We start from the raw sequence: 26,193 nt of genomic DNA on the forward strand, positions 1-26,193 counted from the left end.
AGCTGTGGGCGCCGCACTCGGCCCCTCGCCACGTCATCTGTCGCCACCATTGGCCGTCCTCCATGCCCGATCTCACGCGAACCGGACAGGATCCCAGACTCCGCAGCAGGGCGCATCTGACTTTCGCCGGTCACCGGCCCCAGCGGATGGACCACCCACCGGACCTGGAACCGCGGCGACTTGATCGTGGCCGCCGGTCACGCGTGGATGTCGATCGACCAAACCGATGCCCCATCACCCAGACGAACGGGAGCACCACCTCCGATGCCAGACGGAAGCATCTTCAAGCGCTGCGGTTGCCGCCACCCCGACACCGGCAAGCCACTGGGAAACGACTGCCCGAAACTACGCCGCGCGAACCGTGCCTGGAGCTCCGACCACGGCCACTGGGCCTACCAGCTCGAACTACCACCCACCACCGACGGCGGGCGCCGGCAGCTACGCCGCTCCAGCTTTCCCACCCGCCGTGCCGCCGCCGACGAACTCGACCACGCCCGCGACCTGCTCGCCCTCGCCGACGGTGACCGGCGCCGCCGCACCGAGATCGCCGACCTGCTGCAAACCGCCGTACGCGCCAAACGTCCCCTGCCCGAGGTCGACCGTATCCGCCAGCGGCTGCGCGGCGACGGCGCGCTCGCCGACATGCCCACCGTCGCCGAGTACCTCACCGGCTGGCTGACCCACCTGACGGTCGACGCGAACACGCACCGCGGCTACGAATCGATCGCGCGGGTCCACTTGATCCCACACCTGGGTGACATCCCGCTGGACAAGCTGCGCACCACCCACGTCCGCGCCATGTTCGCCGCCATCGAGCGCCGCAACGACGAGATCGCCGCCGCGAAGGCGAGCACCGACCCAGCCATCCGCGCGTCTGTCACCGGCGTGCGACCCACTGGTGCCAGCACACGCCAGCGCATCCGCGCCTGCCTGCGCAAAGCGATCAACGACGCCCTCGCCGACGAACTCATCGTCGGCGCCAACCCCGCCGCCCTGGTCAAGGTCCCCGCCGACAGGCCCCTGCCGATCGTGTGGGAGGACGAACGCGTGCAACGGTGGAAGGCCACCGGCGAGGTCCCCGGACCGGTGATGGTCTGGACCGACGCCCAGGTCGTGCAGTTCCTCGACTACGCCGCCGTACACGCCCCCGACCTGCACCCCATGTGGCACTACATGGCCTACCGCGGGCCCCGCCGCGGTGAGGCGTGCGGCCTGCGCGACAGTGAGGTGCGGTTGCACCGCCGCGAGACCACGATCAACAACCAGATCGCCACCCACGGCTACACCGCCGTGCAGAAACCGCCGAAGAGCAGGGCCGGAAACCGCGACGTCGCCCTCGACACCGACACGACCAAGGTCCTCACCGCCTACAAGGCCCGCCGCGCCGCCTGGCAACTCGCCTCCGGCGACGCATGGCCCGACACCGGCCTGTTCTTCGTCCGCCCCGACGGACAGCCGTGGCACCCCAACGCCGTCACCCAACGGTTCCGCAAGCTTGTCCGCAAGGCCGGGCTGCCTCCGATCCGGCTGCACGACCTGCGCCACAGCGCCGCCACCATCGCCCTCGACGCCGGTGTCGACATCAAGGTCGTCTCCGAGCAACTCGGCCACTCCACCACAACCCTGACCCGTGACACCTACCAGAGTGTCACCAAGCGGATGCACCAGGACGCCGCAGATGCCGTCGCCAAGAAGATCAACCGGAAGCGCCGCGGTCCCTGCCTCGCGGGGTGATGCCACTATCGTCGCCGAGCTGTAGCAGGCCGCCCTCCTACGAGGCCTCGGTCGTTCCGGACGACGCTCGCGCCGTGAGAGGTGACGGCCAGTGGATGAGGCAGCGGGCAGCTTCGACGATGATCCCGACAATTTCAGGCAGCTCGGCCGGGGTAGCTGCGTAGGGTATGAGGTGCTTGCCGAGTGCGGGCTGCGACCGGGTACGCGCGTCTCTGAGATTGGGGCCCAGAGCAGGGCAGGTGACTGGGTCCCCTCATGGCCGCTGGCGCGTCGGCGCTGGCCGTGGAGATCGGTGGTCGGCTGGCGGCCCGGCGGCGAGCGAACCTGGCGGGCCACGACGTGACCGTCGTCGAGGGCGACGTCACCACCGTGCGGAGTCGATGCGCCCGTGTACGCCCTCGAGCGGACGGGGCAGCTCAAGGCCGCCCGCCAAGCGTTGCGGTGTCGGTGCCGGTGTGGCCGTGTTCGAGGATCAGCACGTAGGAGAACAAGCCCGCCTTCGCGCCGTGCACTCGTTCTTGGGCAGAGAGGATCTCGCCTGTGCGGGGGTGGACGATGAGCTGCGTCTGGGAGTTGTCAGCACTCACGGTGAAGCCGAGGCCAGTTCGTCCGGCGAGGTCAGTCTGCTCGCCCTGGTAGGAGATGGCCGGCACGTCTGCGAGGACTCCCAGTGCGGCTGCGCGCTGTTCCTGATTGAGGTACTGGCTGGTGGCGACGCCGATGACGCCTTGGACGAGCATGCGCGGGTACGCGGGCTCACCGGCCAGTTCGCGTGGGGCCAGCGCACCAACAAGCTCGGCGATGTCGGTGGTCAGCGGTTCGGGAAGGTAGGGCTCGAGTTCGCCGCTGACGTATCGCGTCGTCTTCGTCCCGGCAGCGGCGAACTGGCGGCGCTCGTCAGGTGTCGGACGGTGGGCGAGGCCACGCACGTCGGGGAGCCGGCGCGTCACCTCACGGCCGGAGTCGTCGGCGTCGCGGCGCCAGCGCTGTAGGTCCGAGCGGGTGATGACATTGGTGGCACGAGTCCAGGATTGGGTGTGGAGGTAGGTGTAGGGCAGGTCGATGGTGCGATCGGCGGGGGCGGCCGTGATGGTGCCGGCGAGCAGACGCAGGCGCTGCGGTGGGGTGAGGCCGGGCGCGGTCGCTACGAGTGCCGGGGATGGGGGCATCGGAGGCGTCGTGGGGGCTGGTGTGGCCGGTGTCGGGCTGGCGGGTCCGGGTTGGCAGCCGGCGAGGAGGAGGCCAGCGATCAGTCCTGCCGACCATCGGCGCGTGGTGGGGGTGGTGCGGAGCAAGGTGTTTGGTGTCCTTTCGATGCGCATTTGTTTCGGGTGCGCCCAGGCCGGTTGTCCCGGTGGTGGGTGGTCAGGTGCGCGGCGGTCTAGCTGGCGCCGGGCGTGGCGGACGTTGCGATGTGCGGGGGATGCCCCGGCGGGCCGGTAGCTGTGGTGTGCATGCGGTACAGGGCGGCTGTCATGCGCGCGATGGCGGGGTGGTGGGGATGGACACGGCGGTGGTCGGCGATGGTGCGGGCGAGGAGTTGCTGCGCCGGTTCCTGGTGGCCGTGTTGGTACAGGACGACGGCGAGGGTGGCTTGGGTGGCGAGGGTGGGTAGTGCGTAGGGTCCGTCGGCTTGGGTGTGGTGGCGGATGAGGTCGCTGTAGCAGTCGGCGGCGGCGGTGAGGTTCCCGGCGGCGCGGTGGGTGGCGGCCAGGACGCGCAGGGCGGCGCGGACTTCCGGGTTGGTGGGGTCTCGGAGGAGGTGGCGCAGGCCGCGGTGTCCCCACTGGGCCCAGGGGAGCGCGGCGGCTGGGTCGCCGCTGGTGAGGGTGAGGGTGGCCAGGAGCATGGCGGCGCGGGCGGTCGCGGTGTCCAGGGCGAGCCTGCCGCTGGTGGGGTCGATGTGCAGGAGCCCGCTGTGCAGGACGTCGATGGCACGCTCGGGCTTGTTGTCGGCGGCGTGGCGCTGGGCTAGGTGTAGACGCTGGGCCATGACCATCATCGGGCCGGTGACCTGTAGGGAGATGGCTCTCCAGGTGATGTGCAGGTCTGTGCCGGTTGCGCCGACGGTGACGCGTTGGATAGGGCCGAGCGCGTAGGAGGCGGCCTGGGTCGTCTTTCCGGGTGGGACGAGGTGTGGGGTGCGGTGCAGGATCACCGCGGCGACGGCGTCGCGGATCTCCTCGGCCGGCACCGGTGTGCGCCCGCAGGACGGCGCGCACAGGTAGACCCTGCCGCTGCCGGGCAGCTGGATGAGGATCATGGATCGCGCGCAGGTGTGGCAGGCCAGGAGGCCGGGTGGCACGGGCGCGGCCTGCACGGCGCGGGCCCGCGAGACCCATTCCTCAACCGTCGCGGGCGACAGGTGGTGGCTGCGGGCAACGTCCCGGGGCGCTTGGTGCAGGCCGTGGACGGCGGCTTGTTCGATGGTCGCGGCGACGACGTCGGCGACGAAGGCGGGTGTCCACGCGGGGATGGCGGTCGTCCGCGTCGGCATCGGCGTTCCTTCCTGGGGGTTCATGGTTGCGTTCAGGCGGTGGGAGCAGCGCCGGATTTGTGAAGTTCGTAGGGACCCGCAGACGGCGCATGTGAGCGGAGGGTGTGGCCGGCGACGACAGTGGGGGGCTGTCGTCGCCGGCCACGTCGGTCGCCGCTGCCCTCCCTCAACGGGCGGGCGACCGGCTTGGACGCCCCGACGTGGGCCCGACGCAGAGGGTGGGCGATGACGCGGGGCGGCGACAGAGAGGGGCGGTGCTAGCCGGACCTGGCTACCGAAACCCAGGGCCTAGCGTTGGGCGTCGGACTGGGCGCGGGCCGGGGCGGTGACGGTTGCCGGCCTGGCTGTGTTCAGGGGCCAGGAGCCGCGGTTCGGGTGAGGGTTGCGGCCCATCGGGACGAGGACCGGCCCGTCGGGCAGGGTGAGCGTGGGTCTCGGGAGGTAGCCGTGCTTGCGGTACAGGTCCTGGCTGTCGGGCGCGATTTCGGTCCACGAGGGCATGTCGATGCGGTCGACGCGGCTTTCATGGTGGGTGAGCATCGCCTTGCCGATGCCGCGTCGTTGGGCGGCGGGAAGGACGGCGAGGACTGCCAGGTGGTGGTGAGGTTCGGTGGGTCGGACCGGGGTGAGTAGCTGGTCGAGGAGTTCGAACTGCCGCACGTGCGGGCCGGCGGCGTCGGCCAGTCGGCTGTGGTAGTTCGACGGTGGCGGGATGCTGCGGTAGCGGTGAAACCCCATGGCGGCGGCGCTCAGGTCGTCCATGATCTGGATGTCGCCGAAGAACATGGCGTGTTCCACCCAGATCACCGCCACGTCGGTGAGGATCCGCTGCCGGCAGGTCGGGTCGGGCACCAGCCACTGGGCGAGCGGGCCGGAGTGCAGGGCGTCGGCGATCAGCGCGGCGACCGGTTCCTTGTCCGCCCACCGGGCGGCACGGATACGCGGAATGACGTCCATGGGATGCCTCCAAGGGCAGCGGGTGGGTGGGGCGGGCTTACCGGTAGGTGGCGGTGGCGAGGTCACCGACGGCGGCGTCGACCGCGGCGGTGATGTCGCGTACCTGCCGGTGGTGCTGCGCGGCAATGGTGCGTAGCTGCGCGGTGAGGGTGGCGATGTCGTCGGCGAGGTACAGGTGGTTGGTCAGGCCGAGGGTCGCGACGAGGCCGCCGAGGGCGGCGGTGTGGTTGTCGGGCTGGTCACGGCCGGCGGCGATGTAGTGCAACCGGGCGCGGGCGACGACCGGCCACTTGAGGTCCGTGGGCAGGTAGCGGTCGGTGCGGGCGAGCCCTCCCAGGCGGCGACGCACGTCGTGGCGCAGGATCCCGCCGGCGTGCAGGCCGGCGCGGGTGCGGTCGTACAGGTCGTCGGCGAACCCGCGCAGCCACCTCCGCAGCGGCGGGGTCGGGTGGGCGTAGCGGATGGAGGCCAGGGCGGTGTCGGCGATCAAGTCCCCGACCGGGCGGTCCAGGTGCAGCCACAGCCGCTGCTCCTCGCCCGATTGGGTGTCGTCCGTGGTGTCGAGACCGATCCGCCCGGCGAGAAAGAGGTCGATGAGCACCGCACCCGCCAGGCCGAGTGCGAGGGCCTGGCGGTGGATGTGTGGCTGGCCGGTGTCGTCGTCGTGACCGAGCAGGAACAACTCGTCCCGCAACGGCAGCTGGGGGATGGAGGAGGCCATGTGGATCCCGCCCTCTACCTCGGCCCGTCGGTGTGCTGCCGGAAGCGGGCGTGCACCCCGTCGTAGGCGGCTTGCGGCTGCGGAAGCAGTACCTTGTCGACGGCGGCGAGGAGTGTGTAGTTCGGGTCGCAGACGTTGCCGATCGGCGCCCGTCCCGCCTGTGACACCAGCTGGTAGGCGTCGAGCTGCTCCAGGCCGGTGAGGTCTACCACCCAGCCGACCAGGTCGCGGTGCGCAATCCGGTACGCGTCTTCAAGGGGACGGGCGCAGCCGACCGACATGATCGACGTGTCGGTCTCCAGGCGGGGCCACACCGTCGGGACGCCTTTGATGACCTCGATGATCAGGGTGGTGGTTGTGGCGATCTCCACCCCGACGCCACAGGCCTCACCCTCGCCCTGGCAGGCGTGGCCGTCGCCGAGGGCGAGCATCGCCCCGTGCACGTTCACCCCCAGGTACAGGGTGGTACCGGCGCGCAGCTCCGGGGTGTCGAGGTTCCCGCCATGGCTGTCGGGCACGATTGTCGAACGCGACTCGAACCCGCCCGGCGCCACCCCGATGGTGCCGATCATCGGGTCCAGCGGCAGGTCGACCGTGTGGTCGCTGTCGGTGGCGTGGAAGCGGACCGTGCCGGCCTGCCGGTCGATGTCGTACACCCACACCCGCTCCTCGAGAGGCGGCTGCAGGGTCGCCGTATGCGAGGTGGAGGTCAGTGCCCCGAAGTGCGGGAACGTCGAGGAGACTCCCCAGTCGCGGGCCGGAACGATCGAGGCGAGGTGGACGGCGAGGGTGTCGCCTGGCACTGCGTCCTCGACGAAGAACGGCCCGGACACGGGGTTCAGGTACGGCATGCGGCACACCTGCGACGGCAGGTCCGCCGGGCCGCGGACGAGGCCGCCGAAGCAGTCCTCGGTGTGCACCTGCAGGGTGTCACCGGAGCGGATGTGGGCCACCGGCATCCGCCCGCCGAAGGTGTAGGCCAGCTCGTCGCGGGCGGGCCGGTAGGTGATCGTGTCCATGGTCGTCACACCCGCTCGACGTGGCGGGCCTGCGGCTGCGCGGGCGCCAGACCCGACAGGGCGGGCCGGCGGCCGGTCAGGTACAGGCCGGCGAGTACGACCATGCCGAGGGCGAGCCAGGCCAGACCGAGACGCTGCGCGGCGATGTTCGCGTTGATCACCACGTAGGCGAGGATCACGAAGCCGATACCGGGCATCACCAGGTGCGCCCACCAGTTGCCGCTGCGCTGGCGGATGAGGTGGTGCACAACCACGGAGACGTGCAGGACCAGGAACGCGACCATCGCCCCGAAATTGATCAGCGACGACAGCAGCGTGATCCCGTCCGCCCGGGTGGCCATGTACAGGCCCAGCGCGAGGGACACGACGCCGGTGAGCAGGGTCGCGTTGATCGGCACGTTGCGGCGGATCGACACCTTCGCCAGGAAGCCGGGCAGTTGCCGGTCCCGGGCCATCGCGTACAGCAGCCGGGACGTGGCGACCTGAGCGACCATCGAGTTCGGCAGGCCCCACGCGATCGCGGTCGCGACCGCGCACAACGTCGCCAGCCAGCCTCCGCCAGCCACCTGCGCGGCATCGTAGAAGGCGGTGCCGTTCGGATCCCCGTCACTGAGCAGCGAGGCCGGCTCGGGGACGAGCATCGCGGCCAGCCACGTCTGTGCGATGAACAGCACACCGGCCAGGACGAGGACGGCGGCCATCGCCCGGCCGATCTGCCGAGAGCCGCCCTTGGTTTCTTCGGCCAGCATGCTGATCCCGTCGAAGCCGAGGAAGGACAGCACCGCGATCGACACCGCTCCCGCTACCAGGGACCAGGTGAAGGTGTCGGCGTTGTAGAACGCCTCCCAGCTGAACCGGCCCCTGCCCGAGGCGAGGGCCCAGCCGGCGACGGCGAGGAAGATCGCCAAGACGATCAGCTCGCCGACGAGCATCACCCGGGTCACCATCGCGGTCATCCGGATCCCCACCGAGTTAACCATCGTGTTGACCGCGACGAACCCGAGCAACCACAGCCACACTGGCACGGCCGGCACGGTCGAGTGCATCGCTACCGACGCCACCAGGTACAGCAGGCCCGGTACGAGGACGTAGTCGAGCAGGATCACCCAGCCGGCCAGGAAACCGACCGGCGCGCTGATGCCCCGGCCGGCGTAGTTGTAGACGCTGCCCGACATGGGGAAAGCCTTCACCATCTGCGCGTACGAGAACGCGGTGAACACCAGCGCGACCACACCGACCGTGTACGCCAGAGCCACCATCCCGCCCGAGCCGGCGTAAACGCTGCCGAAGATCGCCATCGGCGCGATCGGCACCATGTACACCAGGCCGTAGGCCAAGAGGTCCCGGAACCGCAGCCTCCGAGCCAACTCCTGGCGATAGCCGTAACGAGCCAAGTCGTTCTGTTCAAACATTCGACGCCCTCCTCCTGCATCGGCACTTGGATGAGGACGTATGCGGAGGATTGCCTCTCGTAACTCACACGCCCTACGGGTTCCTGCACACCGGTGATCCGTTCTGCACCCCCGGGCAGTGCAGGACGAATGAACGATTTCGTGATCACGGCAGGCGGGACAGCCCACGGTGAGGGGCCACCGTGGGACCCCACCGTGAGGTGTCCCGGTCAACACTCTCAACGCCAGAGTTGACATCGGTATCCGTCGAAATGATGTCGGCGGCCGAGCGTGGGGAGGTGGGACCGGTGCGTGTGTCAGCGATGACGTCGGACCCGGCGCCGTGGGAGTGGGAGTTCGACTGGCACCTGACGAACCGCTGCAACTTCTTCTGCGAGTACTGCCATCCGCAGATTCGTTACGTCTTGAACAAGAAGCACCTGAACGAGCCTGACGCCGACCTGGTGGTTCAGCGTTTCGAGGACCTCGGCCGCACGAGTCTCGTGCACATGTCGGGCGGAGAGCCGTTCCTGTTTCCCGGTTTCGTGGAGCTCTGTGCCGGGCTGACCCGCCGCAACTGGATCAGCATCAACACCAACCTGGCGTCGCCCGAGCTGGTCACCCGTTTCGCCAACGAGGTGGACCCGACGCGGGTGGCGAAGATCGTGGCAGCCCTGCACGTACCGGAGCGTGACCGCCTCGGTCTGCCGATGACGGAGTACGCCGAGTCATTCCGGATCCTGCGTGGGGCCGGCTTCGACGTGGTGGCGTTGTACGTGCTCTTCCCGCCGCTGCTCCCGCGACTACGCGACGACTTGGCGTCGCTGGCGGCTCTCGGAGTGGATCCGCTGCGGGCCAAGGTGTTCAAGGGCGTCTACGAAGGTCGCCGGTACCCCGAGGCGTACACCGACGCGGAGCGTGCGCTGATCCTGGAGAACTCCGGCGAGTACACCTTCAACCGGCCGTACCTCGACGGAATGCTCGCCTTCCGCGGCCAGCCCTGCACGGCGGGGATGACCTCCTTCAAGGTGACCGTGACCGGTGAGGTTCGGCGGTGTGCTTCCGTGCCGACCAGCTACGGAAACCTCTACGACGGCACCTTCCGGCCCGCCTCCGCACCGGAGCCGTGCCCGGCGAAGCGTGTCCTGGTCCTGTCGCAGTGCATGGCGTACCTCGTCGATCCGCCGCTGCCCGCATCCGCCGTCCCGGCCCCGCCGCGCCGGTGAGGAGAGGAGAAAGCGCCATGCAGGTCATCACCAGCCTCGGGGCGATACACCCCGACCGGGCACCGTTCGATGTCGCGGAGCGCAAGGGCATCGGCCACCCTGACAGCCTCGCGGACCTGGTCGCCGACAGCTTCTCCCGCCGCTACTCCGCAACCTGCCAGGAGCGCTTCGGTGCTGTACCGAACCATTGGGTCGACAAGGTGACGCTGGTGGGCGCGGCCGCCGACGTCCGCTTCGGTGGGTACGACATCCGCAAGCCGGTCGACTGCTACCTCTTCGGCAAGGTCACGGAGCGGATCGACGGCAACGAGGTGTCCATCGCCAAACTATTCGACGACACGGTCCGCGCTGTTCTCACCAGCACGTTGGACGACCCGGCAATCCTTGGGCACCTGCGCATACACGTGAACAACACCGCCGGCACCGGGGTCGATCACGACAGGGAGTTCTACCAGCCTCGGACGGCTGCCGGGATCACGAAGGTGCTCGCCAGTGAATCCGTCGCCAACGACACCGTCGTGTGCGCCGGGACGAGCCTTCGTGGCATCGCGGCGCGGACGGCGGTCCGACTGGAGACGCTGCTGACCGGCGCCACCTTCCGCACCCGCTACCAGACCGGCACCGACGTCAAGGTCATGGTGGTCCGCGACCGTGGCCAACTGGACGTGACCGCGGCAGTGCCCTTCCATCCCGCCAACGTTCACGGCTGGTCGGAGTATCGGACGGCGCTTGACGCCATCCGCGACGAGATCGAGGGTGAGCTCAAGCGGGTGCTCGACGAGACACCGACGGCAACTGGGGCACGGCTGTCGCTGAACACCAAGGACGTGCCCGGTCGTGGCTACCTCGCACCCTTCGGCACCTCACTGGGCAAGGGAGACTGTGGCGCCGTCGGACGGGGCAACCGGTACAACGGGGCGATCGAGCCCCTTCGTCCGGCGAGCGGCGAGGCGCCCGCAGGCAAGAACCCGCTTCACCACGTCGGGAAGATCTACACGGCCGTAGCCGATGAACTGGCACGACGCATCATGGCCGAGCTCGGGACGTACGCCGAGGTGCTCATCGCGGCACGCAACGGCGGCCAGTTGGACGATCCGGCGTACGTGCTCATCCGATCCGAGGCGCCCATCGGGGTCGCCGGCGAGGCGCTGGCCCGGGCAACGATGCGGACGGCGCCGGGATACATCCAGCGGTTCCTGAAGATCGACCCGGTGAGCCGCTTCCGCGAGCAGGAGCCGTGCTGATGCCGGTGACGTTGGACGAGGTTCATCTCCGTCATCTCCGCGAGCTGTGCGCCCGCCCGGCCATGATCGACGACGAGGGCCTCCGCCTCGGAGGCACGTACGTGATGTTCTTCGCCGAGTCCGCCCTGATGGCTGAGCACGCCGCCGCGCTACTCGGAGATCAACACGGAGCGCACGTGCTGGAGATCGGTCTTGGCCTGGGCGTCTTCGCCCAGCAGATCGCACCGCTGCGACCCGCCAGTTACACCGCCGTCGAACCCCATCCGGCGGTCGTGGACCTGGTCGCGCTGAGAATCCGCGAGCACCTGCCCTGTCCCGTCATGGTTGTCGTCGAACCATGGCAGGTGCTCGATCTTGAGCCGGAGAGCATCGACGCGATCATGTACGACACCTGGCCGCCAGACGGGCACGCCGACGCCGATTTCACCAGCTTCGTGGAACGGATAGCGATCCCTGTCCTGCGGCCCGGAGGTCGCTTCAGCTTCTTCCACAGCGGCACAGAGTTGCCCGAAGCGCGCGTCGAAGTGCTGGACCACTTCTTCCCGGGCTGGAGCGCAACGAAGGTGACCATCCCTGCGAATCAACTGCCGAGCGGCTGGACGAAGCCGACGGGTGACTTCCTCGTGCCGTGCGCCCGGAAAGGGGTCCAATGATGCGAGCGACCGGCGAAGACCTCCGGCACCGCTACCGTCAGGACGGCTACCTCGCCATCGAGGGATTCCTGGAGCGCGAGACGTTGTCCCAGTTGCGCGTCGCCGCCGACCTGGCATTCGAGCAGATCATCGGCCAGACCGTGTCCCTGCGGACGGCGCATCCTCGCCTCACCTGGTGGCGCCTGCCGGATGGCCGACCGTACGTCTTCAAGATCAAACCTGTCGTCGATCTCGCACCGGCCTTCGCGGGCATGGCGGCGAGCGAGGATATCGGATTCCTCGCCTCGTCGATGCTCTCCGCCAAGGCGACACTGATGGAGGACAAGGTCACCTACAAGGCGGCACTCGCCGACCCCGCCGATTGGGCCGAACTGCCAGTTCTCGGCGAGGACGTCCGCAAACACTCCGACGCCTCGTACTTCGCGGCGCGCGGCTACGACCGAGTGATCACGGTGGCGCTGTGTCTCGACGACTGCCCCGCAGCCGCAGGGGCGCTGCAGGTCTGGCCCGGCAGTCACCGACGCCCTGTGCGACACGAGCCGACACCAAACCAGGGGCCGGTCGTCCCGGACGATGACGCGCCCGACGAGCAGGCGGTGACGCTGGAGGCATCAGCGGGATCACTGCTGGCCTGGGATGCCGCGCTCGTGCACGCCAGCGGGCCGAACAGCACCGACAGACCGCGGCGACTGCTGGTTCTCGGTTACTCGGCGAGCGGCTCATGACCGCCTCACCGAATCCGCCGAACCGAGCGACCATCAGCGCCTCTCAGCCTCCCAACAGCGGCTTCGACCCGCCGTACACCCAACCGCACCCGTACTTCGGTCAGTGGGGTGAGGACCGCTGGCTCGTCGAACACCTGGCCGCTCCGGCACAGGGCGTCTTCGTCGATGTCGGGGCAGGCGACGGGGTACGGGGTAGCAACACCCTCTACTTCGAGAGGCGGGGATGGACGGGGTTGTGCGTCGATCCTGATCCGCGGAACCGCGCGTCCCTGACGAGACGCCACTGCGTGGTACGCCACTGCGCCATCTCTAACACCGCCGGCGAGCAGACCTTCAGCCAGTACGACGCCAAGCCCTCTTGGTCCGGCCTGGGTGACCGGGGCCAGGGCTACACCGTGGGCACCGCTCCCTGCCTCCGGCTCGGAGACCTGCTCCACGACCTCGGAATCGAGCGGATAGACCTCCTGAACATCGATGTCGAAGGCACAGAGCTGGACGTCTGGTCGTCCTTCGACCCGGCCGAGCACCGCCCTGGGATCGTTATCATCGAGTACGACTCCCGAGACCCTGACCGCAGTGAGGAGCGGATCATCCGCGCTCTCGGGGCTGATCGCTTCGAGCTCATACATCGAACTCCGGCCAACCTCGTCCTGCGAGGGCTGGACCCGGTGAGCCAGCGACGGTGGCGCCATGCGAGATGATTCTCTCCTCGAAGCGCTCGCCACCGCGATCCAGCCAAAGGTGACCGGTGAGAGGGCGGTGGTCTTCTGCTCCCACAGCGCGGACGAGCCTCACTGGCGAAATCTGCTGGCGGCTGCGGGCGCGGCCGACGTCCTGGTCCTGGCCTTCGACGGCAACCTCCTCGCCTCCTTGCCGAGCCCGCCCGGCACCCGCAGCGCAGCCCAACTGCTCGCGGACCGGCACGCTCTCCTCGCCACCCTCGCGACGGACTCGCCGCTGAGCGCACTCGTGGATCGTTTCGATCCCGACAGGCGAGCAGCGCTTTTCGTCACCGACCCTCTGGAGCCGCTGGTGACAGGCAGCCGGCCGCTCATCGGCGCCAAGCACCCGAGCTGGAGCCTCTTCGAACACAAGAGCGTGGTGGATGTGCTGTGGGACTCCATCGGCCTGCCGCGTGCGGAATCAGTGGTGTACGACGAGCCAGCATCGCTGTGGCAGCCTGTCAGCCCGCCGGGGACCGAAATCGTCACCGCAAGGCAGACGTGCGGGGCCGAGCCCTCGGCCGGCGGTGGGGACATCCAATGGTCGAGCGCGGGCATGCCCAGTCGGCGGGCGGAGTCGACAGAGCGACGGCGGATCCGCGCCATGCCGATGCTCCCCGGCGTGCCCTGCCGCCTGCACGGATTGGTGCTCGTCGAGTCGACTGTCGCATTCACCCCACTGGAGCTTCTCGTACCGCGGCGGCCCGCCGACGGGACCTTCCTCTGCGCGGGCACCGCACCCATGCCCGTGGCCCGACAGCGAGCCCTGATCGAGCTGACCCGGTGGATGGGCGCGGCCCTGCGCCGCCGGCTGGGCTACCGCGGCGGATTCTCGGTCGACGGAATCCTCACCCAGAGCGGGTTCCGCCCCACCGACCTCAACACCAGGGTGACCTCGGCCTTCGAGGCCGCACCGCCACCTCTGCGGGTCGCCGTGCACGCGAGCGCGCTCCTCGCGCGGGAGGGCCTGCGCGGCGTCGACGCGGCCAGGCCCGGGCTTACGGAGAGCGTGCATCGCGCCCTGAACGACACCACCGACCTCCACCTGCTCGCGATGATCGGGCAACCGGTCCCGTTGGCGAGGCGACACGTTCGCTGGCGCGATCGCGGGCTTGAAGAGTGCCGGCCCGACAAGGCGCACGGCTCGGTCGAGGTCATCAACGGACCGCGGGGGACAGCTCTTCGGGCTCAACTCGCGCGGAAGCACCTGCCCGTGGGCGTCTCGCCGCAGGAGAGCGTCGTGGTAGCTCTCCGAATGGCTGACGAACTCCTCGGCACCGGGATCGGCGACCTTCAACCGCCATCTATAGGGAGCGGCGCCGCCCCCACTCAGAGAAGCGGCACCACCTAGACCCTACGGGAGCCGGTCGATCGCACTCCTGATCCTCGTGGCAGTGCGGCTCCGACCGAGCACCTCCAACGACTCGAACAGGGGTAGCCCGACGGTACGGCCGGTCACAGCAACCCGGACCGGCGCCTGAGCCTTACCCAGCTTCAGACCGCGAGCTGCCCCCAACTCCTCGACCGTGCGCTTGAGCGACTCGGCATCCCATTCCACCTTCTCGAACGCGGTAGCCACCTCGGTGAGTAGCGCCAGGGCCTCCCCGGTCATGGCCTTCGTCCAAGCAGCCTCGTCGATCGACGGGAACGGCAGGAACAGGAAGTCCACCATGGCGACGATCTCGCTGAGCACCGCGACCCGGGTCTGCGCCAGGGGCGCGACAGCGGCGAAGGCCACGTCGTCGTAGTCCTCAGCCCGCCACGGGGCGTACTCACCGCGCAGCCACGGCTGACACGCCGAGATGAACTCCTCCGTGCTCAACGCGCGGAGGTAGTCGCCGTTGAATGCCCGCAGCTTCTTGACGTCGAAGAACGCCGGCGACGGATTGACGTCGGCCATCCGGAACTCCGTCACGATGTCGTCCCAGGGGACGATCTCCCGGTCACCGGAGGGGGCCCAGCCGAGCAGCATCAGGTAGTTGCGCATCGCATCGGGCAGGTACCCCTCGGCACGGAAGTCCTCCAGCGCGACCCGATCCCGGCGCTTGGACAGTTTCTGCCGCTTCTCGTTGACCAGGATCGGCGCGTGGGCCCACACCGGCGGTTCGTGCCCGAGCGCCACCCACAACAGCTGCTGCTTAGGCGTGTTCGGCAGGTGCTCCTCGGCGCGGATGACATGGGTGATGCCCATGACCATGTCGTCGACGACATTCGCGAGCAAGAACACCGGGGAGCCGTCACCACGTGCGATGACGAAATCCTCAATCGTGGCGTTGTCGAACGTGGGCTCGCCGCGCACCAGATCCCGCACGACGGTCTGACCCTCGTCCGGTGTCCGGAACCGCACCGCGCTTCCGGGCGCCGCGGCCAGGCCGCGGTCGCGGCAGTAACCGTCGTACCCCTTGTGTTCGCTGCCGGTTCGCTCCACGACCTGCGTACGCACGCAGTCGCAGTAGTAGGCCTGACCTGCCGCGAGCAGCTTCGCGATGGCGTCGCGGTGGTGCTGGACATAGGCGGACTGGAACAGGGGGCCCTCGTACTCATCGGGGCCGGCGCCGAGCCAGGCCATGGCGTCGATGATGCCCTGCACCCACTCCGGCTTACTACGTTCGGCGTCCGTGTCCTCGATCCGCAGCACCATCGTGCCGCCGGACTGCTTGGCTAGCACCCAGTTGTAGAGCAGAGAGCGGGCGTTACCCACGTGGAACATGCCTGTCGGTGATGGGGCAAATCGAACGCGCACGGGGGAGTTTGGCGATGCCATGCACGCAGCGTACCGATATGAGGCGGTCGCCTAACCGCATATCCCGGGCCGAAGTTCCGCGTCCGAGCGCATCAGGTTGGAGCGCCGTCTGCCTTTCGGTCAGAGAATCTGCCAGCGACGCAGCTCGGCACCATTCTCGTTGCGAAGGCCGTCAAGCCGTCGATGCACCTCGGCGGCTGCCGACGTGCCGGGCCGGGACTTGCGCGCGTTGGTGGCGATCATCTGGAGTTCACGCAATCGGCAGAGCTCTTCGAAGCCCGACCAGGTGGTGGCGTCCCAGCCGTAGCTGGCGGTGAAGTCCGCGAAGGCCTGCCGGCCGCCGCCGAATCGCCGACAGTGAACCGCGACGGTGGCGATGTCCCACTCTCGTGGCCCGATCGCGATACCGTCCCAGTCGGCCAGGACCGGGGTACCGTCGAACCGTCGTAGAGCGTTGCGGGTCTGGGGGTCGGACTGGATCAGGCTGTCTCCCAGCGGGAACGCCATCGATGACCAGGCCGCTTTGAGAACCTCGAGCCGGCTCAGCAACAGGTCGCGGTCCAGATCGTCGATGAGGTGGGCGTTGTCCACGGATCTGCGGACGCTCTTGGCTGGTTGAAGCCTTGGCAGCTCCACCGGCGGCATCGGAAAGCCGTGCAGTTCCCGCAGGAGTTGCCCGAGCTCTGCGGTGGTGACGGGGTTGTCGTCCGCCGGGTCCAAACGCTGCCACACCGTGACGGCGTGCCCGTCGACCACGAGCGGTTGAGCCGGCACCTGGGAGCACAGACCCACGGTCGGGAAGCCCTTGGCCGACAGCCAGTCAACGACCGCCACCACCGTCCGTGAGCGGTCGAGTCCGAACTCCAGCGGAGCGATCTTGACTACTACGTCGCCCACGGCGTACACCGCGTTGGTGTGATGCCGAAGCAACTGCGCCTCGGCAGCAGAGCAGCCCAGCTTCCGACACACCTCGGCGAGCATCGGACGCGTTCGTGCCTCGACGAACATGTGGCCCCTAGGGTTCGAGCACAGCAGTTCCGGCTGCAAGGGTACGGCTCCGCTCGCGGCACGCCCGCACGTACTCCGCCAACTCGATCACCTCCCTGCCCTGTGCGGGTTGCGGAATCGCCGATACGACCTGAACCGCCTTGGACAGGACGATCTCCGTGCGTTGCAGCTCGGGCAGCCCGGCGACGGCGGCGCAGGCGGCTACTGCAGCCTCCGCGAACCGAAGGTCGCGTACGAGGCAGAGGGCACGGTCCAGGGCGATAAGAGCAGGATCAATCGGCACCCTCGGCCTGGGACCGTACAAGCTCAGCGCTTCGTCCTGGATCCGGTACGCCTCTTTCGTGTCGCCAAGCCATGTCCTTGCCCCGGACAGGTAGAACAGCAGCCGCTTCGCGGGAAAGCGGAACGCTGCATCGCTGTCGTCGTCCCCTGCCTCGTCGAACATGCGGTGCGCCTGCTCGATCCCCGCTCTCGCCTGGTCAGCCGCCCCGAGGCGGGCCAACGCCCTCGCGCGTCCGGCGGCTGCCAGCGCGCCGGACGGCGACGCCGAAGCCGTGATGGCGAGCGCCTGATCCGCCATCGCCACCGTCTGGTGCGGGTCACCGAAGTAGTAGGGCAGCATCGCCGCCTGAGCGCGCGCCAACACCTGGAGCCGCGGGTCCGCGCTGTCGTCCGCGGCGTGGATCGCCGTCCGGTACCACAGCCGCGCCTCACTGGCGTTGCCCAGTCGCATGAGCGCGTCGGCACACATCGTTGCCAGCAGAGCTGCGGCACCCGACAGGCGGGCCTGAACCGTCGCGGGTTGCCGCCGGCGCGAAAGAACCTGCACCTCGGCACACTCATCCGCAAGTCTCGACAGCATGACGGTCGGCGCCGCCGAGGGATAGACCCGCATGTGCTCGCTCGTCGACTCTTCAACCAACTCGAGGTGCCGAGGCGACACGCTGGAGGACGACAGTGCCTCGTCCAGTTCCGCGCGCAGGCGAGCGAGACCGCCCATGTCGGCGGATGGACGCCCACTCATCATCTGGGGTAAGTGCTGGACGCTCGTGGGTACCTGCCTGCGTACTGATTGAACCTCTCCGACGGCGGGCACGTCCTGCTCACGGCCGAGACCCATGGCAGCCCGCGGGATGTTCAGGCCGAGGGCGACCCGCTCCAGCACCTCGTAGGCCGTAACCTGCCGCGCCCCCTTGGCGATTTCGGCGGCGCGGTTGGCGGAGACATCGACCAGAGCGGCGATCGCCCCGTAGGACACGCCGCGAGCGTGCAGAAACCTGAAGATCACCGCGACATCGCGCTTTTCCAGGAACTGCCTGATCGGCCGCCCCTCCCAGGTGCCCGACGTCCACCAAGCCGGGTCGATCCGGGCGACCATAATCACCTCCAGCGTCTGATGCGCTGCCGACAAGCACCCTGCCGTGATGAGACGTCTGCACGGCTTGCGGTGCGACCAAGCTACCTGTTGTCTCGCTAAGACTCCATAGCGTTAACCTGCCCCTCTCCCTCTCGTAGCAGCGCCCTTGGAGCGCGCCGGGTGCGATCATCTGCACCCGTGACCTTCGATGGTGTGCGCGGTGTGCTCCCCAGCGGATGCCACCCCGGGTGAACCGGTGCCAACGCAGGTCACCGCGGCCGACCGCCGGTCGCAAATCGGGGTCCGTGTGCTCGGGGTGTGCTCCTGGGCTGCGAGAACGGCGGTGCGGGGAACGTGGGTGAACGTGGGCGACTCCCTGCCACCCCAGGTGAACCCCCAGGTCGCTAGACTGGGCCCTCGCGCCCTCGTAGCTCAGGGGATAGAGCATCGGTTTCCTAAACCGTGTGTCGCAGGTTCGAATCCTGCCGGGGGCACCAGCTCAGCTCTCCCACCACCAGCGGCGACGCCGCTCAGTCAGTGGGCAGAAGCGGGCGCATGAACGTCCGCTCGTAGCGCACGACGCACCCCGACTCGTCCCGGATGCGGTCGGCGGCGACGAACTCCGGATCGGTGCCGAACCGCGCGCGGTAGCGCTCGTACGCCGTCAGGCTCTCGAAGCTGAACAGCGCCTCGGCCTTGTCGCTGGCGCCCTCGGCGGGCAGGAAGTAGCCGTGGTGCACACCGCCGTGCTTGGCGACCAGCCGCATCCACGCCCGCGCGAACCGTTCGAACGCCTCGATCTGGGCCGGGTCGATGGTGTAGTGCACGACGCAGGTGATCACGATGTCACCCTAGGGCGCGCGGCGGGACAAACCCAGGGCGCGGGCGGAGACCCTGATGTCGCCGAACGGGCCGTGCCGGTCGCCGCGCGGCTGTTAGCCTGCGTCGGAGAGGGCTGCGGCGCGTGACGACCGGCCCTCGGTCGTACGCCGGCCCTGGGCCTCCCGGGGGTCAGCGGGTCATCGTCGGTACCCTGCTACTCCTGGCCTGCCCGCGACGACATGGTGGTACCTGATGAACGATCTTCGAGTGGTGGCGTTCGACCTGGACGACACGCTGGCGGTCTCCAAGTCCCAGATCGATCGTCGCATGGCTGACCTGCTGGGTCACCTGCTCACCGAGGTCGAGGTCCTGATCATCTCGGGTGGCCGGTTCGAGCAGTTTGAGGCGCAGGTCCTCGCGCACCTGGAGTTGACCGAGGAGCAGCGCCGCCGGCTGCACCTGATGCCCACCTGCGGCACCCGCTACTACCGCTGGCGGGACGGCGACTGGCGGCTGGTCTACGCGGAGGACCTGAGCGAGGCGGACAAGGCCCGGGTGGTCGCGGCGCTGACCGAGTCGGCGCAGGCGCTGGGTCTCTGGGAGTCGAAGACCTGGGGCGACATCATCGAGGACCGGGGCAGCCAGATCACCTTCTCCGCGCTGGGCCAGTCCGCCCCCCCGGCCGAGAAGTACGGCTGGGACCCGGACGGCGGCAAGAAGAAGCGGCTGCGGGACGCAGTGGCGGAGAAGCTGCCGGACCTGGAGGTGCGCGGCGGCGGCTCGACCTCGATCGACGTCACCCGCAAGGGCGTGGACAAGGCGTACGGCATGCGGAAGCTGCTGGAGTTCCTGGACCTGAGGACCGACAACGTGCTCTTCGTCGGTGACCGGCTCGACGTGGGCGGCAACGACTATCCGGTGAAGGCGATGGGCATCCACAGCGTGGCCGTCACCCGCTGGGAGGAGACCGCCGACTATGTCGAGGCGCTCGTCGACGACCTGGTGAAGCGCGGGGTCGACCGGGTCTGACCGCTGGCTGCCCCGGACCGCCGGGGTCCGGGGCAACCAGCCGGGTCGGCTCAGAGCGCGGCGCGGATCGCCTCGGCGAGGCCGGTCGGCGGGCGACCGAGCAGGCTGGTCAGGTCGTCGCCGGGAGCCTCCAGCTCGCCCAGGGCGAGTCCCCGGTCGGCGTCGGCGAGGGCGGCCGCGTACCCCTCGGGGAGACCGGCCGCGACCAGCAGTTCGGTGTACTTCTCCACCGGCAGGTCGGTGTAGCCGACGTCGGTGCCGCTCTGCCGGGACACCTCGGCGGCCAGGTCGGTCAGCATGAAGGGCGCGCCGCCCAGCTCGTACACCCGGTTGGTGTGTCCCTCGGTGGTGAGCACCGCGGCGGCGGCCTCGGCGTAGTCCGCGCGGGTGGCGGCGCTGACCCGCCCGTCGCCGGCCGCGCCGGCGACGCCGTGCCGGAGGTACGTCGGGAGCTGGCCGGTGTAGTTCTCCAGGTACCAGCTGTTGCGCAGCAGGACGTACGGCAGGCCGCTCTCGCGCAGTGCCGCCTCGGTGGCCCGGTGGTCGGCGGCGAGGAGCAGGCTGGAGGTGTCGGCCCGGACGATGCTGGTGTAGACGACCAGCCCGACGCCGGCGGCCTGCGCGGCGGCGATCACGTTGTGATGCTGGGCGAGCCGACGGCCGACGTCGCTGCCGGAGACGAACATCAGCTGCTCGGCGCCGGTGAAGGCGGCTCGCAGCGACTCGACGTCTTCGTAGTCGGCCCGTCGGGTGACCACTCCCTGCGCGGCCAGTTCGGCGAGGCGGTCGGTGTCCCGGCCGAGCGCGACGATCCGGTCGGCCGGTACGCCCCGGCGCAGCAGCGAGGTGACGATCAGGCGGCCGAGGTGGCCGGTGGCGCCGGTGACGACGATGGACATGGGAACTCCCGGGGTGCTCGCGGTGGGGCCTGTCACCGGTGAGCAACGGGAACACCGTCGGGCCACTTCCCGTTGGAGAGTAGGCACCTTGAAGTTCGGTACGCACCGAAAGAGAGTGAACTCGTGAAGCCAGATCCGTTCAACCGGAACTGCGGCAGCCGGAAGGTCCTCGACCGGATCGGCGACCGCTGGAGCGTCCTGGTGGTGCTGACCCTCGCCGACGGGGAGCGGCGCTACGGCGAGCTGGCCGAGCGGATCGACGGGATCAGCCAGAAGATGCTCACCCAGACGCTGCGCGGCCTGGAGCGCGACGGGCTCGTGACGCGCGCCGTGCACGCCAGCGTCCCGCCCCGGGTCGACTACGCGCTGACCGCGCTGGGCCGCAGCCTGCTCGACCTGGTCGCCGGCCTGGAGGCGTGGGCCACCGGTCATCTCGCCGAGGTCGAGGCGGCCCGCGCCCGGTACGACGCCCGCTGAAGTTCCGGAACCGGCGGACCCTGGCGCGACCGGCGAACAGGGGGTAGAAACAGGAGGTCCCGGCCGTGAGAGCGCTCTCAGCTGCACGGTCGACCCCTACCCCCACCCCCGAACAGGCAGGCCGATGAGACCACTCGACCCCTCCCGCCGCCGCTTCCTCACCCTCACCGCCGCGTCGGCGGCTTCGCTGACCGCCCTCGGGCTCCCCGCGCTGCCGGCCTCGGCCGCGCCCGCCGGTACCGGGGAGAGCAGCGACCCCGACTTCGGGCCGAACGTCTTCGTCTACGACCCGACCACCCCGGTCGAGGAGATCCAGTCCACCCTGGACCGGCTCTTCACCGCGCAGGAACACAACGAGATGGGCACCGACCGCTACGCCGTGCTCTTCAAGCCCGGCCGCTACGAGGTCAATGCGAAGCTCGGCTACTACACGACCGTGGCCGGCCTCGGCAGCCACCCCGACGACGTCGAGATCCACGGCGCGGTACGCGTCGTCGGCCAGGCCGACCCCAACTCGCCGGCCGGCATCTCCGCCCTGACCAACTTCTGGCGCTCCGCCGAGAACCTCGCGGTCACCCCCACCGACTGGTCGAACCAGTGGGCCGTCTCCCAGGCCTCCCCGATGCGCCGGGTGCACATCAAGGGCATCCTCTGGCTGGAACCGGGCAACGGCGGCTACTCCAGCGGTGGCTACCTCGCCGACTGCAAGGTGGACGGCATCACCATCAACGGCTCGCAGCAGCAGTGGCTCACCCGGGACAGCGAGCTGGGCGGCGACTGGACCAACGGGGTCTGGAACCAGGTCTTCTCCGGCGTGCTCGGCGCGCCCGCCCAGGGCTTCCCGAACCCGCCGTACACCACGCTGGCGACCAGCCCGGTGATCCGGGAGAAGCCGTACCTCTTCGTCGACCAGGCGGGGGCCTGGCGGGTGGCCGTGCCGGCGCTCCGCCACGACACGACCGGCACCACCTGGGCCACCGGTGACCGGCCGGTGCCGTCGCTGTCGCTGGCCGACTTCTTCATCGCCGAGCCGACCGACTCCGCCCAGAAGATCAACCAGGAGCTGTCCAAGGGTCGGCACCTGCTGCTCACCCCGGGCGTCTACCACCTGGACCGGGCGCTGCGGGTCAAGCGCCCGGACACCGTCGTGCTCGGCCTCGGCATGCCGAGCCTCAGCCCGACCGGCGGTGACGCCGCCCTGCGGATCGAGGACGTCGACGGCGTCCGGATCGCCGGGGTGCTGGTCGACGCCGGGCCGGTCGAGTCCGAGGTGCTGGTCGAGGTCGGCAGGCGCAACAGCCACCGCAACCACGCGGCCGACCCGATCTCGCTCCAGGACGTCTTCTTCCGGATCGGCGGCCCCGGCGTCGGCAGGGCCGGCACCAGCCTGGTGGTCAACGCCCGGCACACCATCCTGGACAACATCTGGGCCTGGCGCGGCGACCACGGCAACGGCATCGGCTGGACCGAGAACACCGGCGGCACCGGCGTGCTGGTCAACGGCGACGACGTGACCGCGTACGGGCTCTTCGTCGAGCACTACCAGCGGTGGCAGACCGTCTGGACCGGTGAGCGCGGGCGCACCGTCTTCTACCAGAGCGAACTGCCCTACGACCCGCCGAGCCAGGCCGCGTGGCGCAGCCCGACCGGGAACGGCTGGGCCTCCTACAAGGTGGCCGACGGCGTGCGCGAGCACGAGGCGTGGGGGCTCGGCGTCTACTCGTACTTCAACCAGGGCGTCGACATCCGCTGCGACCGGGCGATCGAGGTGCCCCGCCGGGCGGGGGTGCGGATCCACGACGCGGTCACCGTCTTCCTGGACGGCAGCGGTGGCATCGAACGGACCGTGAACGAGGCCGGCACCCCCGTCGTCGGCTCGTACGGGACCAGCCCGGTGGTCAGCTACCCCTGATCCACGGCACCCGATCGGCCGCTCCCTGTAACGAAAAGTCGTCCGAAAGCGCTGCGCCCGTCGACCCGTGCCGGATCGGGTAGCCGGTCATAGGCTCCGTCCTGTCTCGATGACCGGTTCCTCACGGCCGCCGGGCACCGGACACGAACGAGGGGGCGGGTCCGGCACCGGCCGTCGTCGATGTCCGGACAGCGCTGCGGGATCGATCCGACACCATATCGGCGGCCGGCGGGGAACCCGCCGGCCGCCCCCGTGCCGGCCGGCAGGCCCCGGGCGTCAGACCGGCAACTGCTCCGCGCGGCTGAGCACCCGGTCGATCAGGCCGTAGTCGCGGGCCTGCTCGGCGGTGAACCAGCGGTCCCGGTCCCAGTCACGCTGGATCTCGTCCAGCGTGCGCCCGCTGTGCTCGGCGATCAACTCCTGCATGGTGCGCTTCACGTGCAGCATGTTCTCCGCCTGGATGGTGATGTCCGCGGCGGTGCCACCCATCCCGCCGGACGGCTGGTGCATCATGATCCGCGAGTGGGGGAGCGCGAAGCGCTTGCCGGCCGCGCCCCCGGAGAGCAGGAACTGCCCCATCGAGCCGGCGAACCCCAGCGCCAGGGTGCCCACGTCGTTCTTCACGTAGCGCATGGTGTCGTAGACGGCCATGCCGGCGCTGACCGAGCCGCCCGGTGAGTTGATGTAGAGGTAGATGTCCCGGTCCGGGTCCTCGGCGGCCAGCAGCAGGATCTGCGCACAGATCTGGTTCGCCGAGGCGTCGGTGACCTCGGTGCCGAGGAAGATGATCCGCTCCCGGAGCAGCCGTTCGAAGACCTGGTCGCCGAAGGACGGCTGCCCGCCGTCCAGCATCCGGATGTCGTACCCGATCATCATGACCGCCTTCCACGCGGCCGGCGGGCGATCCACCGCCCGGGGAACCGGCGGTTTCCAGCCTGCGCCGGCCCGGCGGCCCGGCCCAGCGATTCTGCCCGCCGCAGATCGGCCGTGGGCAGAACCGCGCGGCCTACGCGGCGGTCGCGCGCCGTCGGCCCGCCCGGGCCCGTCGCCTTGCCAGCGCTCCCGAGGTACGCGGACGGCGGCGGACGGTCGGCACGGAGGCGATCAGCCGCACCCGCAGGCCCGCCCCGCCCACGGTCGTGCCGAGGAAGCCACCTGGGCCGCCCGCGAGCACGACGTGCCCGTCCAGCGGGGCCGTGCCGATGTGGTGCCCCGCCGTGCCGCTGCGGTGTCGCGCCGCGTCGCCCGGGCCCGCCAGGTGCCGCACCTCGCGGGCGAGGTCCAGCAGGTGTCCGGTGCCCCGGGCCGGTGCCACGTCGACGGGCGGCAGCGCGCCGTCGGGGTGGAAGCCGATCCGCAGGCGGGGGCCGGCGGTGTCGCCCCGGGCGACCGGCACCCGGTCCGCGCGGACGGTCGACACGGAGCCGGCGGGAACCCGCCGTTCGACCCGGCGCAGCTCGTCGCGGGCCTCCTCGAGCAGGTCGGAGAGATGGATGCCGAGCGCCCGGCAGATCGCCGCCAGGATTTCGGAGGAGGCCTCCTTGCGCCCGCGTTCGACCTCGGACAGGTAGGGCAGCGAGACCCCGGCCGCCGCGGCGACCTCGCGGAGCGTGCGGCCCTGCCGCAGTCGGACCCGGCGCAGCACTCCGCCGATCACCCGTCGCAGCAACGACATGCGGGCCTCCTCGCGGTCGGCGTCCCGGGACACCCCCATCATGCCCGCTGACCGTCCCGCCCACCGACCCGCTGCGCCACCCGGGCGTGCGGAATCTCCACCAACGGCTATGTTGTGCTCGTGCAGGCGACGGCGAGGTCGGGACAGGTCCCGCGGTGATCCACTTTCCGGCCCAGCGGCGTGGCCCGCTCAGCGCGTTGAGTCTGCGCCTGGCCGCCGCCCTCGGACTGGTCCTGCTCACCGTCCTGGTGGTCTACCTCGACCGGGACGGCTACCGGGACGTCGACGAGAACGGGCTGACCCTGCTCGACTGCGCCTACTACGCGGTGGTCACCCTCTCGACCACCGGATACGGCGACATCACCCCGTTCGCCCAGTCGGCCCGCCTGGTCAACGTCCTGTTCATCACCCCGGCCCGGGTGCTCTTCCTGATCATCCTGGTCGGCACCACCCTGGAAGTCCTGACCGAGCAGTACCGGACCGGCCGTCGCCTGTCGCGGTGGAGGAGAACCGTGAAGGACCACGTCATCATCTGCGGCTACGGCACGAAGGGCCGCAGCGCGGTCTCCGCCCTGCTGGAGAACGGCCTGGACAAGTCGCGGATCGTGGTGGTGGAGCGCAGCGGCACCGCCCTGCGCCAGGCCACCTCGGCCGGGCTGGTCGCCATCGAGGGCTCGGCGACCCGGTCGGCGGTGCTGGAGCAGGCCCACGTGCGGACCGCCAAGTCGGTGATCATCGCGACCGACAGCGACGACGCCTCGGTGCTGGTGGCGCTCACCGTCCGGCAGCTCACCGCCGGCCAGGTCCGGATCATCGCGGCGGTACGCGAGGCGGAGAACGCCCCCCTGCTCAAGCAGAGCGGCGCGCACCACGTCATCGTCTCCTCGGCCACCGCCGGCCGGCTGCTCGGCCTCTCCACCTCCGCCCCGCCGCTGATCGACGTGGTGGAGGATCTGCTCACCCCCGGGCAGGGCATGGCGCTGGCGATGCGTTCCGCCGAACGCGACGAGGTCGGTCGCTCCCCGCGCGAGCTGGAGTCGCTGGTCATCGCCCTGGTCCGCCGGGGCAAGGTGGTCGCCCTCAACGACCGCGCCGGCGCGGTCATCGAGACCGGCGACATGCTCGTCCACGTCCGCGACGACCGCCCCCAGTCAACGACGACCGCCCCCTGACCCGCCCGCCACCCCCGCGCCGCCCGCCGCCCGCACGGGTCCCGCGCCGCGCGCCGCCCGCACGGGTCCCGCGCCGCGCGCCGCCCGCACGGGGTCCACTTTCACGGAAAGAGTGGTCATTCCCCGGGGAATGACCACTCTTTCCGTGAAAGTGCGTGGATCTCGGCGCGTGCGGTCTGGTGTCAACGTGCGTTGATCTTGGCGGGTGGG

At 69.8% G+C, this 26,193-nt stretch carries 24 protein-coding genes and 1 tRNA gene; 12 read left to right on the top strand and 13 right to left on the bottom strand.

All coding sequences use genetic code 11. The features are described from left to right. Nucleotides 1-264 precede the first annotated feature (264 nt). A complete protein-coding gene (locus MRQ36_RS16260; protein ID WP_242796483.1) occupies nt 265-1,734 on the top strand; it encodes a site-specific integrase in 1,470 nt (489 codons plus the stop codon). A 416-nt stretch (nt 1,735-2,150) separates the two neighbouring features. Here the strand turns inward: MRQ36_RS16260 and MRQ36_RS16265 are convergent, their stop codons facing one another. The 6 genes from MRQ36_RS16265 to MRQ36_RS16290 form a co-directional block, all read right to left on the bottom strand. Further along, a complete protein-coding gene (locus tag MRQ36_RS16265) occupies nt 2,151-2,903 on the bottom strand; it encodes a hypothetical protein (protein WP_242796485.1) in 753 nt (250 codons plus the stop codon). Between the two features lie 212 nt (nt 2,904-3,115). Then, a complete protein-coding gene (locus MRQ36_RS16270; protein ID WP_242796486.1) occupies nt 3,116-4,231 on the bottom strand; it encodes a tetratricopeptide repeat protein in 1,116 nt (371 codons plus the stop codon). Between the two features lie 288 nt (nt 4,232-4,519). Continuing rightward, nucleotides 4,520-5,188, bottom strand: coding sequence for an N-acetyltransferase (locus MRQ36_RS16275; RefSeq protein ID WP_242796487.1), 669 nt, complete (start codon nt 5,186-5,188; stop codon nt 4,520-4,522). Between the two features lie 37 nt (nt 5,189-5,225). Then, the gene (locus MRQ36_RS16280) at nt 5,226-5,909 is read right to left on the bottom strand and encodes a GPP34 family phosphoprotein (RefSeq protein WP_091434082.1); all 684 of its coding nucleotides are present in this window, start codon (nt 5,907-5,909) and stop codon (nt 5,226-5,228) included. A 14-nt stretch (nt 5,910-5,923) separates the two neighbouring features. After that, on the bottom strand, nt 5,924-6,937 hold the full coding sequence (locus MRQ36_RS16285) for an acetamidase/formamidase family protein (RefSeq protein ID WP_242796488.1): 1,014 nt from the start codon (nt 6,935-6,937) through the stop codon (nt 5,924-5,926). Continuing rightward, nucleotides 6,934-8,340: an APC family permease gene (locus tag MRQ36_RS16290; protein WP_242796489.1), complete on the bottom strand. Its 1,407-nt coding sequence runs from the start codon at nt 8,338-8,340 to the stop codon at nt 6,934-6,936. The genes MRQ36_RS16285 and MRQ36_RS16290 overlap by 4 nt, the downstream gene beginning before the upstream one ends. Before the next feature lie 287 nt (nt 8,341-8,627). Here MRQ36_RS16290 and MRQ36_RS16295 point away from each other — a divergent pair, with 287 nt between their 5' ends. Genes MRQ36_RS16295 through MRQ36_RS16320 form a run of 6 tightly spaced genes read left to right on the top strand, consistent with a single transcriptional unit; the run spans nt 8,628 to nt 14,240 of the window. Beyond that, nucleotides 8,628-9,545, top strand: coding sequence for a radical SAM protein (locus MRQ36_RS16295; protein ID WP_242796490.1), 918 nt, complete (start codon nt 8,628-8,630; stop codon nt 9,543-9,545). A 17-nt stretch (nt 9,546-9,562) separates the two neighbouring features. After that, the gene (locus MRQ36_RS16300; protein WP_242796491.1) at nt 9,563-10,789 is read left to right on the top strand and encodes a methionine adenosyltransferase; all 1,227 of its coding nucleotides are present in this window, start codon (nt 9,563-9,565) and stop codon (nt 10,787-10,789) included. Next, complete coding sequence (locus tag MRQ36_RS16305; RefSeq protein ID WP_242801154.1) at nt 10,789-11,442, top strand: class I SAM-dependent methyltransferase; 654 nt, start codon at nt 10,789-10,791, stop codon at nt 11,440-11,442. Before MRQ36_RS16300 ends, MRQ36_RS16305 begins: the two co-directional genes overlap by 1 nt. Continuing rightward, nucleotides 11,439-12,167, top strand: a complete 729-nt coding sequence (locus MRQ36_RS16310) for a phytanoyl-CoA dioxygenase family protein (protein ID WP_242796493.1) — start codon at nt 11,439-11,441, stop codon at nt 12,165-12,167. Before MRQ36_RS16305 ends, MRQ36_RS16310 begins: the two co-directional genes overlap by 4 nt. Then, a complete protein-coding gene (locus tag MRQ36_RS16315; protein WP_242796495.1) occupies nt 12,164-12,868 on the top strand; it encodes an FkbM family methyltransferase in 705 nt (234 codons plus the stop codon). The genes MRQ36_RS16310 and MRQ36_RS16315 overlap by 4 nt, the downstream gene beginning before the upstream one ends. Further along, nucleotides 12,858-14,240, top strand: coding sequence for a hypothetical protein (locus MRQ36_RS16320; RefSeq protein WP_242796497.1), 1,383 nt, complete (start codon nt 12,858-12,860; stop codon nt 14,238-14,240). The genes MRQ36_RS16315 and MRQ36_RS16320 overlap by 11 nt, the downstream gene beginning before the upstream one ends. 3 nt (nt 14,241-14,243) lie before the next feature. Here MRQ36_RS16320 and gltX read toward each other — a convergent pair whose 3' ends face one another. The 3 genes from gltX to MRQ36_RS16335 all read right to left on the bottom strand — a co-directional run bounded on the left by gltX (nt 14,244) and on the right by MRQ36_RS16335 (nt 18,018). Continuing rightward, the gene (gene gltX / locus MRQ36_RS16325) at nt 14,244-15,653 is read right to left on the bottom strand and encodes a glutamate--tRNA ligase (protein WP_242796499.1); all 1,410 of its coding nucleotides are present in this window, start codon (nt 15,651-15,653) and stop codon (nt 14,244-14,246) included. Nucleotides 15,654-15,752: 99 nt separating this feature from the next. After that, nucleotides 15,753-16,640 carry a phosphotransferase gene (locus tag MRQ36_RS16330; RefSeq protein ID WP_242796501.1) on the bottom strand — a complete coding sequence of 296 codons (888 nt, stop codon included), beginning with the start codon at nt 16,638-16,640 and terminating at the stop codon, nt 15,753-15,755. Between the two features lie 7 nt (nt 16,641-16,647). After that, on the bottom strand, nt 16,648-18,018 hold the full coding sequence (locus MRQ36_RS16335) for a hypothetical protein (RefSeq protein WP_374251139.1): 1,371 nt from the start codon (nt 18,016-18,018) through the stop codon (nt 16,648-16,650). 400 nt (nt 18,019-18,418) lie between these two features. Between MRQ36_RS16335 and MRQ36_RS16340 the strand changes: the two genes are divergently transcribed. After that, nucleotides 18,419-18,494: transfer RNA gene (locus tag MRQ36_RS16340), tRNA-Arg, on the top strand. Between the two features lie 33 nt (nt 18,495-18,527). Here MRQ36_RS16340 and MRQ36_RS16345 read toward each other — a convergent pair. Beyond that, nucleotides 18,528-18,839 (bottom strand): NIPSNAP family protein, encoded by a 312-nt coding sequence (locus MRQ36_RS16345; protein WP_242796505.1) that lies wholly within the window; start codon nt 18,837-18,839, stop codon nt 18,528-18,530. A gap of 232 nt (nt 18,840-19,071) precedes the next feature. On the opposite strand from MRQ36_RS16345, the gene MRQ36_RS16350 reads away from it, so the two are divergent. Next, the gene (locus MRQ36_RS16350; RefSeq protein ID WP_242796506.1) at nt 19,072-19,848 is read left to right on the top strand and encodes an HAD-IIB family hydrolase; all 777 of its coding nucleotides are present in this window, start codon (nt 19,072-19,074) and stop codon (nt 19,846-19,848) included. 50 nt (nt 19,849-19,898) lie between these two features. On the opposite strand, the gene MRQ36_RS16355 is transcribed toward MRQ36_RS16350, so the two are convergent. Further along, nucleotides 19,899-20,747 (bottom strand): SDR family oxidoreductase, encoded by an 849-nt coding sequence (locus tag MRQ36_RS16355; RefSeq protein ID WP_242796508.1) that lies wholly within the window; start codon nt 20,745-20,747, stop codon nt 19,899-19,901. Between the two features lie 123 nt (nt 20,748-20,870). On the opposite strand from MRQ36_RS16355, the gene MRQ36_RS16360 reads away from it, so the two are divergent. Both MRQ36_RS16360 and MRQ36_RS16365 read left to right on the top strand, forming a co-directional pair. Then, the gene (locus tag MRQ36_RS16360; RefSeq protein ID WP_242796510.1) at nt 20,871-21,224 is read left to right on the top strand and encodes a helix-turn-helix domain-containing protein; all 354 of its coding nucleotides are present in this window, start codon (nt 20,871-20,873) and stop codon (nt 21,222-21,224) included. Nucleotides 21,225-21,348: 124 nt separating this feature from the next. After that, nucleotides 21,349-23,136, top strand: coding sequence for an adenylyl cyclase (locus MRQ36_RS16365; protein ID WP_242796512.1), 1,788 nt, complete (start codon nt 21,349-21,351; stop codon nt 23,134-23,136). A gap of 276 nt (nt 23,137-23,412) precedes the next feature. Here MRQ36_RS16365 and MRQ36_RS16370 read toward each other — a convergent pair whose 3' ends face one another. Together MRQ36_RS16370 and MRQ36_RS16375 are read right to left on the bottom strand one after the other, a co-directional pair. Beyond that, nucleotides 23,413-24,009, bottom strand: coding sequence for an ATP-dependent Clp protease proteolytic subunit (locus MRQ36_RS16370; protein ID WP_242796514.1), 597 nt, complete (start codon nt 24,007-24,009; stop codon nt 23,413-23,415). Between the two features lie 133 nt (nt 24,010-24,142). After that, complete coding sequence (locus MRQ36_RS16375) at nt 24,143-24,811, bottom strand: helix-turn-helix domain-containing protein (protein ID WP_242796516.1); 669 nt, start codon at nt 24,809-24,811, stop codon at nt 24,143-24,145. A 155-nt stretch (nt 24,812-24,966) separates the two neighbouring features. Here MRQ36_RS16375 and MRQ36_RS16380 point away from each other — a divergent pair, with 155 nt between their 5' ends. Further along, nucleotides 24,967-25,983: a TrkA family potassium uptake protein gene (locus MRQ36_RS16380; protein ID WP_242796519.1), complete on the top strand. Its 1,017-nt coding sequence runs from the start codon at nt 24,967-24,969 to the stop codon at nt 25,981-25,983. Nucleotides 25,984-26,193: the final 210 nt, after the last annotated feature.

The sequence above is a fragment of the Micromonospora sp. R77 genome, from assembly GCF_022747945.1.
Classification (GTDB): Bacteria; Actinomycetota; Actinomycetes; order Mycobacteriales; family Micromonosporaceae; genus Micromonospora.